The sequence below is a fragment of the Kitasatospora sp. NPDC101235 genome (assembly GCF_044767505.1).
Lineage (GTDB): Bacteria > Actinomycetota > Actinomycetes > Streptomycetales > Streptomycetaceae > Kitasatospora.
The window spans coordinates 126,316-139,969 of sequence record NZ_JBIWNZ010000020.1 but is presented as its reverse complement, the minus strand read 5'-3'; the positions used below and the strand labels follow the sequence as shown (position 1 = coordinate 139,969).

10 protein-coding genes and 1 pseudogene are annotated in these 13,654 nt (G+C 70.5%); 4 read left to right on the top strand and 7 right to left on the bottom strand.

The features are described 5' to 3' along the window. Positions 1 to 3: 3 nt before the first annotated feature. The 6 genes from ACIRRH_RS29100 to dnaK all read right to left on the bottom strand — a co-directional run bounded on the left by ACIRRH_RS29100 (position 4) and on the right by dnaK (position 6,794). Positions 4 to 621 (bottom strand): hypothetical protein, encoded by a 618-nt coding sequence (locus ACIRRH_RS29100; protein ID WP_051709310.1) that lies wholly within the window; start codon positions 619 to 621, stop codon positions 4 to 6. A 580-nt stretch (positions 622 to 1,201) separates the two neighbouring features. Then, positions 1,202 to 2,194: a hypothetical protein gene (locus ACIRRH_RS29095; RefSeq protein ID WP_403073305.1), complete on the bottom strand. Its 993-nt coding sequence runs from the start codon at positions 2,192 to 2,194 to the stop codon at positions 1,202 to 1,204. A gap of 193 nt (positions 2,195 to 2,387) precedes the next feature. Beyond that, on the bottom strand, positions 2,388 to 2,918 hold the full coding sequence (locus ACIRRH_RS29090) for a heat shock protein transcriptional repressor HspR (RefSeq protein ID WP_403073304.1): 531 nt from the start codon (positions 2,916 to 2,918) through the stop codon (positions 2,388 to 2,390). A 7-nt stretch (positions 2,919 to 2,925) separates the two neighbouring features. Then, complete coding sequence (dnaJ, locus tag ACIRRH_RS29085) at positions 2,926 to 4,086, bottom strand: molecular chaperone DnaJ (RefSeq protein WP_403073302.1); 1,161 nt, start codon at positions 4,084 to 4,086, stop codon at positions 2,926 to 2,928. A 249-nt stretch (positions 4,087 to 4,335) separates the two neighbouring features. Next, entirely contained in the window at positions 4,336 to 4,956 is a 621-nt protein-coding gene (gene grpE, locus ACIRRH_RS29080; RefSeq protein WP_403073300.1) for a nucleotide exchange factor GrpE, read from the bottom strand. Continuing rightward, a complete protein-coding gene (gene dnaK, locus ACIRRH_RS29075; RefSeq protein ID WP_403073298.1) occupies positions 4,953 to 6,794 on the bottom strand; it encodes a molecular chaperone DnaK in 1,842 nt (613 codons plus the stop codon). Before dnaK ends, grpE begins: the two co-directional genes overlap by 4 nt. Positions 6,795 to 7,086: 292 nt before the next feature. Between dnaK and ACIRRH_RS29070 the strand changes: the two genes are divergently transcribed. From ACIRRH_RS29070 to ACIRRH_RS29055, 4 genes and pseudogenes are all read left to right on the top strand, one after another. Then, positions 7,087 to 9,318, top strand: coding sequence for a (Fe-S)-binding protein (locus ACIRRH_RS29070; RefSeq protein WP_403073296.1), 2,232 nt, complete (start codon positions 7,087 to 7,089; stop codon positions 9,316 to 9,318). Between the two features lie 339 nt (positions 9,319 to 9,657). After that, positions 9,658 to 10,731, top strand: a pseudogene (locus ACIRRH_RS29065) (sugar phosphate nucleotidyltransferase); the annotation flags it as partial. A 212-nt stretch (positions 10,732 to 10,943) separates the two neighbouring features. Next, positions 10,944 to 11,972: a YIP1 family protein gene (locus tag ACIRRH_RS29060; RefSeq protein ID WP_403073295.1), complete on the top strand. Its 1,029-nt coding sequence runs from the start codon at positions 10,944 to 10,946 to the stop codon at positions 11,970 to 11,972. 95 nt (positions 11,973 to 12,067) lie between these two features. Further along, positions 12,068 to 12,958 (top strand): metal-dependent hydrolase, encoded by an 891-nt coding sequence (locus tag ACIRRH_RS29055; protein ID WP_403073293.1) that lies wholly within the window; start codon positions 12,068 to 12,070, stop codon positions 12,956 to 12,958. Positions 12,959 to 13,031: 73 nt separating this feature from the next. Here the strand turns inward: ACIRRH_RS29055 and dcd are convergent, their stop codons facing one another. Continuing rightward, positions 13,032 to 13,607 carry a dCTP deaminase gene (gene dcd / locus ACIRRH_RS29050; RefSeq protein ID WP_224281315.1) on the bottom strand — a complete coding sequence of 192 codons (576 nt, stop codon included), beginning with the start codon at positions 13,605 to 13,607 and terminating at the stop codon, positions 13,032 to 13,034. Positions 13,608 to 13,654: the final 47 nt, after the last annotated feature.

The following is a 13,654-nucleotide window of genomic DNA, read 5'->3' as shown; positions in this document are numbered from 1 at the left end:
CGCTCAGCCGGTGGCGGCGCCGGTCGGCCAGTAGCCGGGGACCGGGGGCTGCTGCCGGGGGACGTTGAACTGCTCGCCGGGGGCGGTCCAGAAGCCCTCGCGCAGGGAGAGCGCCATGCCGGCCCAGTCCAGCGCGGTCTCCACCGTGTGGTTGAGGGCCTCTTGCGACCAGGTGTCGTCGAAGACCAGCGGCAGGACCGGGGCGACCTGCTCGATGGTGGCGATCAGCGGGTTGTGGGTGATGGCCTCGTCGACCAGGAGGACGATCGGCTTGCGCAGCGCCGACGCCCAGCCGAGCTCCAGGCTCACGCCGGCCGAGAGCGGGGCCCCGACGTAGGCGAACACGAGGTCGGCGGACTGGAGGGCGCGGAAGTCGGAGGGGACGCGGGGCTCCGGCGCGCGGCCGGAGATGGTCCAGGCGTCGCTGTGGTGCGCGCTGTACACGGCGGCACCGCTGCGGAGCAGGGTGGTGCGGAGCGTCGTCAGCCGCGTCCGGCTGGCGAGGGTCACCACGCTGTCGGCCGGCCCGGTCAGTCGCATCAGCGGGGCGGCCAGGAACACACGTGCACGCCGACCCTCAGGGGCCTGGCTGTCGTGGTGACGCAGGTAGGGCTCGGTCATGTCGACTCCGGGGAAAGGCCGACCGGGTGGTGAAGTGGTGCCGGTGGGCGCTGAGGACAGTGGCTTTTGAGTCTGCGAGCGGAAGAGATCCGGCAGATATTTGACGGTACAGCGGCAAGTTCGCTATCTGTGCTGGACCATTGGGAGCGAACTGATCGTCTATCAGTGCGCGCAGCCGCGTCCAGCATCCCGCCCTGGCATCTGGATGCCTGGCAGAGAGATGACGCTCCGGCCGGGGGGAGTTGGGGATGGCACTCTCGCGCGAGGTGCGGCATCATGTGGACGCCAGTGCTATTGATTCGGCCCAAGGTGTTCGAGAGCTAAGGAGGGTGGGTCCGTGTCTGTGCGTCGACTCGTCTGCAAGGTTGCGCTTCCGATCCTCATCGGCGTAGCGGTTCTGACCGGAGTCTCGTCCCCGTCCGACGGCGGGCACGCGGATGTGACCACCACTGCGCAGGCGGCCATTGCGGACGACCTGCACTGGGGCTGAAATCCAGCCGTACGGCCCGATCGGGACGAAGCGGGCGTGAAGGGTGAGCCATTTGCGCTGAGTGGGGCGGGATTCGGCGGCCGCCCTCCCTCAGTCCACTCCCGGTTTCGGCGACCGGCCGAGCGCGTAGCCCAGCTGGAAGAGGGAGTCGACGTGGTACTCCTCCCTCAGTTCCGCGATGTGGCGCGCGAGGGTCCGCTCACTGATGCCCAGTCGTCGTGCGATGACCCGGTGGTTCGTCCCGGCGAGCATCAGGTCGATGATCGTCTGGCGCAGTCTGGAAACCACTTGTTGGGGGACGGAACGATCCCCGTCGAACTCCAGGGCCCGGTTCCAGCTCCGCTCGAACACCTCCTCGATCAGGAAGCCGACGATGGCCGGATCGTGGATGAACGCGGCCAGGTCGTCGTCCACCACCGGGATCACGGCCAGCTTGCGGTCCACGATGATCAGCCGGGCGTACGGCTCGTCCAGGGTGCGGAACTGCCAGCCTTCCTCGGTCAGCTTCGCGACGTAGTCCCGGGTCGCCTGGTGGTAGCGGGTGCTCGCGTTGTAAATCGTCCGCATCGACGCGCCGTGGCGGAGAATCTCCAGGTCGCGCGCCAGGAAAGACGTCAGCATTTCCGCCGGACGGGGGCCGCCGGGCTGCATGGACAGGCCTTCCGTGACCCCCGCGGCGGCCGACTGCTGAAGTCTCTGATTTATCCGCGCTTTCCCGTGGATGTATTCGATGGCCCCACCCGTCGTGTCCGGGGCGTGAAATGCCTCGGCGAGTTCGCTGAGGTCCCCGGGCAGCGATACCGCTCTCGAGAGCAGATCGAGGGCCTGCCGCTGCCAGGTGGAACTCAGACTGCCGGCGAGTTGGGCCGGATCGACGGCGAGCAAAGCGCCCGGGTCGTCGCTGTCGGGTATCAGCAGTCCGAGTTTCAACAATTCGTCGAGGGCCGGGACACCGGCGGCCGGACACGCGCTCCGGGAGAGACGACCGTTCTCGTTGACGGCCTGCAGGTAGAGCTTTCGGGCTTCCTCGGACAGGACGCGCGATCCGCCGAATGCAGCTCCCGCGTGCTCTCGCCCACTCATCTCGGCTCCTAGTGTTGACCGGGAAGTAGTCAACGCGACTGTCGTCTTCTGTGGCAAGAATCCTAGGTGGCGCTGACTGGGTGCCTTGCCGCCCGCAGATCGACCGTGCCGGCCCGATAGAGCACTCTCTCACCAACACCGAGCCGCCGGCACCCCCCCGAGAGGAGGGACCGGCGGCCGGTGGATCGCCAGGTCAGCGCTTGGGGCGCCAGACGACCAGGGCGCTGGACTGCGGGGTGGGGGGCTGGTACGGGACGAGGTCGCGGCGGTAGGAGGCGTGGACGGCGGCCTCGCGCTGCTGGAGGGCGGTGGCGGCGCCCTCCAGGGAGTCGACCAGTTCCGCGACGCGGGACCGGAGGGCGGTGACCTGGTTCTCCAGCTCGATGATCCGCTTGATGCCCGCCAGGTTGATGCCCTCGTCCTGGGAGAGCCGCTGGACCTCGCGCAGCTGCTGGATGTCGCGCGCGGAGTAGCGGCGGCCGCGGCCGGCGGTGCGGTCGGGGCAGACCAGACCGAGGCGGTCGTACTGACGCAGGGTCTGCGGGTGCAGGCCGGACAGTTCGGCGGCCACGGAGATGACGTACACCGGGGTGTCCTCGGTGAGGACGTACTGCGGTGGGGCCGCGGCGGCCCGGCGGGTGCGGCGGGGGCCGGCGCCGGGCAGGCCCTCGCCGACGCCGGGGCCGATCGGGGTGTCGGGGTCGATCGGGTTCATCGGGGACATCTGGTCGTCACGCTCCCTTCGCCGCCCGGAAGAGGGCGGCTCGCGGATCGTCGGAGGCGGTGGCCTCGCGGTACTGCTCCAGGGCGTTCAGCGCGTCACCGGTGACGTGCTGGGGCACCACGACCTCGACGGTGACGAGGAGGTCGCCGCGGGTGCCGTCCTTGCGGGTGGCACCCTTGCCGCGGGCGCGCATGGTGAGGCCGTTGGCGCTGCCCGGGGGGAGCTTGAGCTTCACGGACGGGCCGTTCAGCGTGGGCACCTCGATGGTGGCGCCGAGCGCCGCCTCGGGGAAGGCGACCGGGACGGTGACGGTGAGGTTGTCGCCCTTGCGCCCGAAGACCGGGTGCGGGTCGACGTGCACGGTGACGTAGAGGTCGCCGGGCTGCCCGCCGCGCTCGCCCTGGGCGCCCTTGCCCTTGAGCCGGATGCGCTGGTCGGCCTGGACGCCGGCCGGTATCCGGACCTGCATGGTGCGGGCCGAGCTGGCCCGGCCGCTGCCGTGGCAGTCGGGGCAGGGGTCGTCGACGATCATTCCCCGGCCGCGGCAGTCCTTGCACGGCTCGGAGAGCGCGAAGGCGCCCTGGCCGCGGCTGACGGTGCCGGCGCCGACGCAGGTCGGACAGACCCGCGGCGTGGTGCCGGACTTGGCGCCGGTGCCGTTGCAACCGCGGCAGGGGGCCTGGCTGGTCATCCGCAGCGGGACGGTCGCGCCGTCCACCGCCTCCTCGAAGGAGAGCGTCACCTCGGTCTCGACGTCGGCGCCGCGCCGGGGCTGGGCCTGCCGGGTGCCGCCGCGGTTGAAGAGGCCACCGAAGACGTCGCCGATGCCGCCGCCACCGCTGCCGCCCTGGCTGCCGCTGAAGAGGTCGCCGAAGTCGAAGCTGTAGCTGCCGGTGCCGCCGGGGCCGCCGCCGGCCCGGAAGCCGCCGTTGGCGAAGAGGCTGCGAGCCTCGTCGTACTCCTTGCGGCGCTTCTCGTCGGAGAGGACGTCGTACGCCTCGGAGATGTCCTTGAACCGTTCCTCGGCCTTGGAGTCACCCTTGTTGGCGTCGGGGTGGAACTCGCGCGCGAGCCTGCGGTAGGTCTTCTTGATCTCGGTGGCGGTGGCGTCCTTGGGCACGCCGAGGACCTTGTAGTAGTCCTTCTCCACGTAGTCCTTACCGCTCATGCGTCCACCTCGCTACGCTCGGCAGCCGCTGAGCGGTACACGCGCCCCTCAATGGTTCTCCCCCAGCCTTCGGCCGGGGGGACCCCCATGCTGCGCTCGCTCACGGCTTCCGCCACCTCCCGAGTCCATCGTCACTGTGCTGTCAACAGCAACTGCAAGAAGAGCCGTTGACAGCGCGCTGCGGAGCCGGCCGCCGTACTGGCCGGCGTACGACTCCGCAGCGCACTGGTTGTCAGCTGTCACAGGTTGTCAGCTGTCCGAGCCACCGTCGGACTTGTCCGTGTCGGCGGACTTCGCCTCGGCGTCCGAGGAGGACGCCTGGCTGCCGGGCTGGGGCTCCGCGACGGCCACCATCGCCGGGCGGATGATCCGCTCGCCGATGCGGTAGCCGGGCTGGAGGATCTGCACGCAGGTGTCCTCGGTGACGTCCGAGGAGTAGCTGTGCATCAGCGCCTCGTGCATGGTCGGGTCGAAGGGCTCGCCCTCCTTGCCGAACTGCTGGAGGCCCAGCTTGGCGACGACCGTCTCCAGCGACTCGGCGACGGACTTGAAGCCGCCCGTGACCTCGCCGTGCTCGCGGGCGCGGCCGATGTCGTCCAGGACCGGGATCAGCGACTCCAGGATGTTGGAGACGGCGATCTCGCGGACGGTCAGCCGGTCGCGCTCGACCCGCTTGCGGTAGTTCTGGTACTCGGCCTGGAGGCGCTGGAGGTCACCGGTGCGCTCGGCGAGCTCGCGCTTGGCGGCGGCGAGGTCCTCCGAACCGGACTCGCCGGCGCCGGCCGCGGCGGCCTCCTCGGCAGCCTTGATCACGGCCTCCTCGGCGGCGGAGTCGTCGCCGGGCTTGCCGCCCTGCGGCTTGTCCGTCATGCGGCACCACCCTTGGGCTTCTCGTCGTCCACGATCTCGGCGTCGACGACGTCGTCGTCCTTGGCCTGGGTGGAGTCACCGGAGGCGGCGGCACCGGCGGGGGCGTCGGCGTTGGCGTACAGCGCCTGGCCGAGCTTCTGCGCGGTGGTGGAGACCTTCTCCGAGGCCTCGCGGATCTTCGCGATGTCCTCGCCCTTCAGGGCCTCCTTGAGCTCGCCGATGGCGGTCTCGACCTCGGTCTTGACGTCGCCCGGCAGCTTGTCGGCGTTGTCGGCGATGAACTTCTCGGTCGAGTAGACGAGCTGCTCGGCGGAGTTGCGGGTCTCCACGGCCTCGCGGCGCTTGTGGTCGTCCTCGGCGTACTGCTCGGCCTCGCGGCGCATGCGGTCGACCTCGTCCTTCGGCAGCGAGGAGCCGCCGGTGACGGTCATCTTCTGCTCCTTGCCGGTGCCGAGGTCCTTGGCACCGACGTGCATGATGCCGTTGGCGTCGATGTCGAAGGTGACCTCGATCTGCGGCAGGCCGCGCGGCGCCGGCGGCAGGCCGGTCAGCTCGAACATGCCGAGCTTCTTGTTGTACGCGGCGATCTCGCGCTCGCCCTGGTAGACCTGGATCTGTACGGACGGCTGGTTGTCCTCGGCCGTGGTGAAGATCTCGGAACGCTTGGTCGGGATCGTGGTGTTGCGCTCGATCAGCTTGGTCATGATGCCGCCCTTGGTCTCGATGCCGAGGGACAGCGGGGTGACGTCCAGGAGCAGGACGTCCTTGACCTCGCCCTTGAGGACACCGGCCTGGAGCGCGGCGCCGATGGCGACGACCTCGTCCGGGTTGACGCCCTTGTTGGCGTCCTGGCCGCCGGTCAGCTCCTTGACGAGCTCGGCGACGGCCGGCATGCGGGTCGAGCCACCGACCAGGACGACGTGGTCGATCTCGGAGAGCGAGATGCCGGCGTCCTTGATCACGTTGTGGAACGGGACCTTGCAGCGCTCCAGCAGGTCCGCGGTCAGCTGCTGGAACTGGGCGCGGGTGAGCTTCTCGTCCAGGTGCAGCGGGCCCTCGGCGGAGGCCGTGATGTACGGCAGGTTGATCGAGGTCTCGGAGGACGAGGACAGCTCGATCTTCGCCTTCTCGGCGGCCTCGCGCAGACGCTGGAGGGCCATCTTGTCCTTGGACAGGTCGACGCCGTGGCCGGCCTGGAAGACCTTGACCAGGTGGTCGACGACGCGCTGGTCCCAGTCGTCACCACCGAGGTGGTTGTCACCGTTGGTGGCCTTCACCTCGACGACCCCGTCGCCGATCTCCAGCAGGGAGACGTCGAAGGTGCCGCCGCCGAGGTCGAAGACCAGGATGGTCTGGTCGTCCTTGTCCAGGCCGTACGCGAGGGCGGCCGCGGTCGGCTCGTTGACGATGCGCAGGACGTTGAGGCCCGCGATCTCACCGGCCTCCTTGGTGGCCTGGCGCTCGGAGTCGTTGAAGTACGCCGGGACGGTGATGACGGCGTCGGTGACGGTCTCGCCCAGGTACGCCTCGGCGTCGCGCTTCAGCTTCTGCAGCACGAAGGCCGAGATCTGCTGGGGGTTGAAGTCCTTGCCGTCGATGTTGATCTTCCACCCGGTGCCCATGTGGCGCTTGACCGAGCGGATGGTGCGGTCGACGTTGGTGACCGCCTGGCGCTTGGCCACCTCGCCGACCAGGACCTCGCCGTTCTTCGCGAAGGCGACGACGGACGGCGTGGTCCGCGCGCCCTCGGCGTTCGTGATGACGGTGGGCTCGCCACCCTCCAGAACGCTGACGACCGAGTTCGTCGTACCGAGGTCGATGCCGACCGCGCGTGCCATCGTAGATACCTCCACGGAAGAGTTGAGCTTTACGGGCTCAAGCATGCATGAGGGGCGCGAGCGAGTCAACAGCAATGAGTCTGGTCGACTCAACTTTGCTGCGGCTTCGCACGTCCCCTTCCTTTTTGACCCGAATGAGCGACTATGGCCTCACGTGACTGCCGCCATACCTTGAGCAGCTTCTGAATCGGTGCTAGTGGGCGATAGTGTCCGGCCGGTGGGTGGTTAAGTTACCCACGAGTACACTTGACCGACCTCTATCCTCACCGCCGCTGGAGTACGGAGAAGCCGGATGCAGCTAGCAGCGATCCTCATCTCACTGGGCACGGCCGTGGTCGGCGTGGCGCTGTTCGCTCGTGCCATCGCACAGATCTACCGGTTCATCCGGCTCGGCCAGCCCGTCCCGAAGGGCGCGCGGATCAACGACCCGGTGGCCCGCACGGTGACCCTGATCCGGGAGTTCCTCGGCCACACCCGGATGAACAAGTGGGGCGTCGTCGGCATCGCCCACTGGTGCGTCGCCGTCGGGTTCTACGCGCTGATCCTCACCCTGGTCGGCGCGTTCGGTCAGCTCTTCGACCCGGACTACGAGGTCCCGATCATCGGTGACTGGACGCCGTACCTGGTGTTCCAGGAGCTGCTCGGCCTGGTGACCTTCCTCGGCATCGCGGTGCTGATCGTGATCCGGCAGCTGAGCCTGCCGAACAAGGCGGGCCGCAAGTCCCGCTTCGCGGGCTCCAACATGGGCTTCGCGTACTTCATCGAGGCCGTCATCTTCATCATCGGCGCGGCCATCCTGACCCTGCGCGGCCTGGAGGGCGCGCAGCTGGGCGCCGACCACTACTCGGCCGAGTACGTGGTCTCGTACCCGCTGGTCAAGCTGTTCTCCGGGCTGAGCGTCGGCACCCTGCACAACCTGCTCTGGCTGGTCGCGACGATCAAGATCTCGGTCTCCTTCATCTGGATGATCACGGTCTCGCTGAACACCGACATGGGTGTGGCCTGGCACCGCTTCCTGGGCTTCCCGAACATCTGGTTCAAGCGCAACGCCGACGGCGCCGTGGCGCTCGGCGCGCTGCAGCCGATGACCTCCGCCGGTGAGCCGATCGACTTCGAGGACCCGGCCGAGGACGCCGTCTTCGGCGTCTCCCAGGTCGAGCACTTCTCCTGGAAGGGCATCCTCGACTTCTCCACCTGCACCGAGTGCGGCCGCTGCCAGTCGCAGTGCCCGGCCTGGAACACCGGCAAGCCGCTCTCACCCAAGCTGCTGATCATGAGCCTGCGGGACCACGCCTTCGGCAAGGCGCCGTACCTGCTGGCCGGCGGCGGCAAGGACGCGGAGGGCGAGGAGAAGGCCACCTCCGAGCAGCTCAAGGACGTCCCGGCGGCCGCCCTGGCCGAGGCCGAGCGCCCGCTGATCGGCACCGCCGAGGAGAACGGCGTCATCGACCCGGACGTGCTGTGGTCCTGCACCACCTGCGGCGCCTGCGTCGAGCAGTGCCCGGTGGACATCGAGCACATCGACCACATCGTCGACATGCGCCGCTACCAGGTGATGATCGAGTCCTCGTTCCCGACCGAGGCCGGGACGATGCTCAAGAACCTGGAGAACAAGGGCAACCCGTGGGGCATGGCCACCAAGGCGCGCCTGGACTGGGTCAAGGAGCTCAAGAAGGAGACCGGCATCGAGGTGCCGGTGATCGGTGAGGACATCGACCCCGCCGAGGTCGAGTACCTCTACTGGGTCGGCTGCGCCGGCGCCCTGGAGGACCGCGCCAAGAAGACCACCAAGGCCTTCGCCGAGCTGCTGCACACCGCGGGCGTGAAGTTCGCGATCCTCGGCAAGGAGGAGTCCTGCACCGGTGACTCGGCCCGTCGCCTGGGCAACGAGTTCCTGTTCCAGATGCTCGGCGCGCAGAACGTGGAGACGCTGAACGCGGCCCTGGAGGACGCCCCGGTCAAGCGGATCGTGGCCACCTGCCCGCACTGCTTCAACACCATCGCCAACGAGTACCCGCAGCTGGGCGGCCACTTCGAGGTCATCCACCACACCCAGCTGCTCCAGCACCTCATCGACGAGGGCAAGCTCGTCCCGGTCCACCCGGTCGAGGGCCTGATCACCTACCACGACCCCTGCTACCTGGGCCGGCACAACAAGGTCTACACGCCGCCGCGCGCGATCATGGACAAGGTCCCCGGCCTGCGCCAGCAGGAGATGCACCGGCACAAGGAGCGCGGCTTCTGCTGTGGCGCCGGCGGTGCCCGGATGTGGATGGAGGAGCGCATCGGCAAGCGGATCAACACCGAGCGCGTGGACGAGGCGCTGTCGCTCAACCCGGACATCGTCTCCACCGCCTGCCCGTTCTGCCTGGTGATGCTCTCCGACTCGGTCAACGGCAAGAAGAACGAGGGCGCGGCCAAGGAGCACCTGAAGGTGGTCGACGTGGCCCAGCTGCTGCTCGACTCGGTGAAGGCCCTCCCGCCGGCCGAGAGCGAGGAGCAGCCCGCGACGGTGGACGCGTAACGACCGCCGCAGAGCCCGCTGTTCGACAGTTCTGCTACAACTGCCCGGCCCGGTGGACGCCGAGAACGCGACCGCCGGGCCGGGCTTTTGGGCGGCTCGCACGGCCCGTGTCGGTACGGCCGGTGCACGGGGGCGTGGCGGCAATCGCACAGCTGCCGGACGGGTATTCGGTCGGAAGCAAATACAGTAGGCCCGGACCGGCCTCGTGCCGGTCGACCCGTTCCGGACGGAAGCCCCGGGCGGGTGGCGACCCGCGCCGGCCGGACGGGTCCAGACCGACGACGAGGTGTCGGCCCGCCGGGCCGGGCCGCAGAGACCACAAGGGGAACAGCGCAGACCATGACCGAGGCAATCATGCTGGTCGGTGGTAAGGGCACGCGACTGCGTCCGCTGACCACCCACACCCCCAAGCCGATGCTGCCGGTGGCAGGTGTCCCGTTCATCGCGCACCAGCTGGCCCGCGCGGCCGCCGCCGGCGTCACCCGCGTCGTGCTGGCCACCTCGTACCTGGCCGAGGTGTTCGAGGACCACTTCCAGGACGGCACGCCGTACGGCATCGAGCTGGTCTACCTGACCGAGCGCGAGCCGCTGGGCACCGGCGGGGCCATCCGCAACGCCGCCTCCGGTCTGACCTGCGGTCCGGACGAGCCGGTCCTGGTCTTCAACGGCGACATCCTCTCCGGCGTCGACATCGCCGCCCTGCGCGACGGCCACGTGGCCGCCGGGGCCGACGTCACCCTGCACCTGACCCGGGTCGAGGACCCGCGCGCCTTCGGCCTCGTCCCGACCGACGAGGACGGGCGGGTGCTGGAGTTCCTGGAGAAGCCGGAGACCCCGGAGCAGATCGTCACCGACCAGATCAACGCCGGCTGCTACGTCTTCACCCGGTCCGTGATCGACCGCATCCCGGCCGGCCGGGAGGTGTCCGTCGAGCGCGAGACCTTCCCCGAGCTGCTGGCCACCGGCGCGCTGCTGCGCGGCGTCGTCGACACCTCGTACTGGCTGGACCTGGGCACCCCGGCGGCCTTCGTCCGCGGTTCGGCCGACCTGGTGCTCGGCAAGGTCGACTCCCCGGCCGTCCCCGGCCCGACCGGCGACGCCCTGCTGCTGCCCGGCGCCACCGTCCACCCGGGCGCGGTGCTCAGCGGTGGCACCGTGGTCTCCGAGGACGCGGTGGTCGAGGCCGGCGCGATCGTCGAGGGCAGCGTGATCCTGCCGGGCGCGCTGATCGGCCCGGACGCCTTGGTCAAGGACTCGATCGTGGGCGCCTTCGCCACCGTCGGCGACCGTTCGGCGCTGGACGGCGCGGTGATCGGCGACGGCGCGATCGTGGAGTCGGACAACGAGCTGCCGAACGGCATCCGGATCGCCTGCGGCACCCTGCTGCCGGTCGGCGCCGTCCGCACCTCGGCCGGCCCGGGCGGCTGCCCGGCCGGCACCAGCGCGGCCGCGGCGGTGCACGGGCCGTCGATCGGCGCACAGCGCTAGACGCGGGGCCCTGGAGCCCTGGGATCCGAGGGCCCGGTCCGCGGGTTTTCGGCCCCGTTCGTCTCAGCCTCGCTGCAAACCGGCCCCGGCTCCGTCCGGGGCCGCCGCGGGCCGGGCCGGACGGGTACCTTCGGACCGTGGCTGGTAATCGATACGACAGCGGTGAGGGCGCGGACCGTCCGCACGGCGGATGGTCGGCCCCTCCGCCGGCGCCCGGGGGGCACGGGGGGACGGACGGGCCGGAGTACTTCACGGCCCCGCACCCGGCGGCCCCCGGCGGGCCCGGCGGCCCGGGGCACACGGCGGGGGACGGATACGACCCGTACGCGGCGGACCGGCCCGGCAACACCCGGGCCTTCCCGGTCGGCGACCCCTACGCGGCCGGCGGTCCGTACGGGCAGCAGCCGCCGTACCAGGGGCACCCCGGCCAGGAGCACGGCTACTACGACGACGGCCGCGGGCAGCAGCCGCCGTACGGGCCCGCGCAGGGCTACGGCCCGGACCAGGGTTACGGCTCGGACCAGGGCTACGGCCCCGACCAGGGATACGACCAGCAGCCGTACGGCCAGGACAACGTCGCCGTCTACCGGGCCGGCGGCCAGTCCGCCCCGCACGTCGCCGGGCCCCGGCCGCACTGGCGCGAGCTGTTCACCGGCCTGTTCCGCTCCCCGACCGCGATCTTCGACCGCACCCGCGACCACCAGGTCTGGCTGCCCGCCCTCACCGTCTCGCTGCTGTACGGCGCGCTCGCGGTGCTCGGCATCGGGCTGACCCACGACGACATCGTCAACTCGACCTTCACCGTGGCGCTGACCGGCATCCTCGCCGCCGCCATCGGCTTCACCGTGACCGGCGCGCTCTTCGGCGGGGTCACCTACGCGCTGGCCCGCCAGCTGGGCGGCGACGGCCCGTGGAAGTCCACCGTCGGCCTGGCCGCGCTGATCGGCTGGCTCACCGACGCGCCCCGGCTGCTGCTCGACCTGGTGCTGCCCTCCGGCAGCGCCGTCGTCCAGGTCGTCGGCTGGGCCACCTGGATGCTCTGCGCGTACCTGCTGACCAGCATGGTCCGGCGGCTGCACGACCTGCCCTGGGGCAAGGCCGCGGCCGCCTCGGCGGTGCAGCTGGTCGCGCTGCTGGTGCTGATCAAACTGCCGACGCTGGGCTGAGGGGTCCGACGGGCGGAGGGCAGAATGGGGGGCGGGCCGCGGTCGAGCGCCGGGCCCGCCCCACCCTCGTCGTCCCACCTTCACCGGAGCCAGGCATGACCCTCCCCACCACTCACGTCAGCTTCCCGGCCGGGGCGGTGACCGGCGAGTCCCCGGTGCTCGCGGTGCACCCGCTGGCCGACGGGCGGTACGCCGTCGTCACCGAGGCGACCCCGTTCCACCCGCTCGACCACACCTGGCCCGACCAGCCGGCCGACCTCGGCACCCTGACCGTGGACGGCACCGAGCTGGCCGTGGTCGACTGCCTGACCGGCGCCGTCGGCCCGGAGGGCGGCGAGCTGCTGGTCGGCGCAGACATCCCGGTCCGGCGCGGTGACGAGGAGTGGTCCTGGCTGGTCCTGCACGTCCTCGACACCGACCCCGGCGACCTCGTCGGCCGCACCGTCGCGCTCGCCGTCGACGCCGAGCGCCGGGGCGCCCTCAGCGCCTCGCACAGCGGCTGCCACCTGCTCGCCCTCGCCCTGAACGCCGCGCTCGCCCCGCGCTGGCGCAAGGACCCGGACCGCTCGGACGCCTTCGGCCACCCGGACTTCGACAGCCTCGCCATGGCGAGCTCGGTGATGGACACCGCGGCCAGCACCGACACCTACCGGCTCGGCAAGTCGCTGAAGAAGAAGGGCTTCACGGTGGACGCCACCGAGGAGCTCCCGGCCCTCGCGGACGCCCTGCCGGCCCTCACCGAGGCCGTCAACGCCCGGCTGGCCGCCTGGGTCGCCGCCGACGCCCCGGTCCGCATCGAGGTGCCCGGCCCCGAGCTCACGGCCCGCCGCCAGTGGCACTGCGAGCTGCCCGAGGGCGGCGCGCAGATCTTCTGCGGCGGCACCCACCTGCACCACCTCGGCGAGCTGGCCGAGCTGCGCACCGAACTGCGGCTGTCCGAGGACGGCACCGAGCTGGTCGCCGTCACCAGCCCCAAGCGGGCCTGAGAACGCCGCGGGCGGCCACCCCTCGCGGTGTGGGGTGGCCGCCCGTCGTGCGTGCGCTCCGTGGGCCCTGCGGTCAGACCTTGGTGCGGTGGAAGTTCAGGAACGAGCGGGACGGCGTCGGGCCGCGCTGGCCCTGGTAGCGCGAGCCGTAGCGCTCCGAGCCGTACGGGTGCTCCGAGGGCGAGGACAGCCGGAACAGGCACAGCTGCCCGATCTTCATGCCCGGGTACAGCTTGATCGGCAGCGTCGCGACGTTCGACAGCTCCAGGGTCACGTGGCCGCTGAAGCCGGGGTCGATGAAGCCGGCCGTGGAGTGGGTGAGCAGGCCCAGCCGGCCCAGGCTCGACTTGCCCTCCAGCCGGGACGCGACGTCCTCGGGCAGCGTGATGACCTCGTACGTCGAGGCCAGCACGAACTCGCCGGGGTGGAGGATGAACGCCTCGTCGCCCTCCGGCTCGACCAGCCGGGTCAGGTCCGGCTGCTCCTCGGAGGGGTCGATGTGGGGGTACTTGTGGTTCTCGAACACGCGGAAGAAGCGGTCGAGGCGCACGTCGATACTCGACGGCTGGATCATCGCCGGGTCGAACGGGTCGACGACGACCCGGCCCAGGTCGATTTCGGTCCGGATGTCCTTGTCAGAGAGCAGCACGCTTCGAGGTTACGTGCAAGAAAGGGCCCCGGACGAATCCGCCCGGG

Excerpts from the sequence above, each read along its gene's own strand:
- ACIRRH_RS29100 (WP_051709310.1), bottom strand. The coding sequence starts at position 621 with ATGACCGAGCCCTACCTGCGTCACCACGACAGCCAGGCCCCTGAGGGT.
- ACIRRH_RS29095 (WP_403073305.1), bottom strand. The coding sequence starts at position 2,194 with ATGAGTGGGCGAGAGCACGCGGGAGCTGCATTCGGCGGATCGCGCGTC.
- ACIRRH_RS29090 (WP_403073304.1), bottom strand. The coding sequence starts at position 2,918 with ATGTCCCCGATGAACCCGATCGACCCCGACACCCCGATCGGCCCCGGC.
- dnaJ (WP_403073302.1), bottom strand. The coding sequence starts at position 4,086 with ATGAGCGGTAAGGACTACGTGGAGAAGGACTACTACAAGGTCCTCGGC.
- grpE (WP_403073300.1), bottom strand. The coding sequence starts at position 4,956 with ATGACGGACAAGCCGCAGGGCGGCAAGCCCGGCGACGACTCCGCCGCC.
- dnaK (WP_403073298.1), bottom strand. The coding sequence starts at position 6,794 with ATGGCACGCGCGGTCGGCATCGACCTCGGTACGACGAACTCGGTCGTC.
- ACIRRH_RS29070 (WP_403073296.1), top strand. The coding sequence starts at position 7,087 with ATGCAGCTAGCAGCGATCCTCATCTCACTGGGCACGGCCGTGGTCGGC.
- ACIRRH_RS29055 (WP_403073293.1), top strand. The coding sequence starts at position 12,068 with ATGACCCTCCCCACCACTCACGTCAGCTTCCCGGCCGGGGCGGTGACC.